Origin of the sequence: Arthrobacter sp. ZBG10, from assembly GCF_001238605.1 — a bacterium.
Lineage (GTDB): Bacteria > Actinomycetota > Actinomycetes > Actinomycetales > Micrococcaceae > Arthrobacter.
Map to the genome: position 1 here is coordinate 1 of NZ_LFQH01000118.1, position 422 is coordinate 422.

1 pseudogene is annotated in these 422 nt (G+C 65.4%); it reads left to right on the forward strand.

The window, feature by feature from the left end:
- Positions 1-422 (forward strand): annotated as a pseudogene (locus ACU18_RS18785) (pyruvate dehydrogenase (acetyl-transferring), homodimeric type); the annotation flags it as partial.

Consider the following 422-nt stretch of genomic DNA (forward strand, 5'->3'; position numbering starts at 1 on the left):
ACCCACCAGATGAAAAAGCTGACCGTCGCGGACCTCAAGGACTTCCGGGACTACCTCCGCATCCCCATTACGGATGAGCAGCTGGACGCCGACCCCTACGCCCCGCCGTACTACCACCCGGGCGCCGACGCCCCGGAAATCAAGTACCTGCACGAACGCCGCGCAGCACTGGGCGGCTCGGTTCCGGAGCGCAGGAACGCGGCTGCCGCCGTGGACCTGCCGGCTGCCGCCACGTTTGATGTGGCCAAGCGTGGTTCGGGCAAGCAGCAGGCAGCGACCACCATGGCGTTTGTCCGGCTGCTCAAGGACCTGATCCGCGACAAGGCCTTCGGACACCGGATTGTGCCCATCGTGCCGGACGAATCCCGCACGTTCGGTATGGATGCGTTCTTCCCCACGGCGAAGATCTACAACCCCAAGGG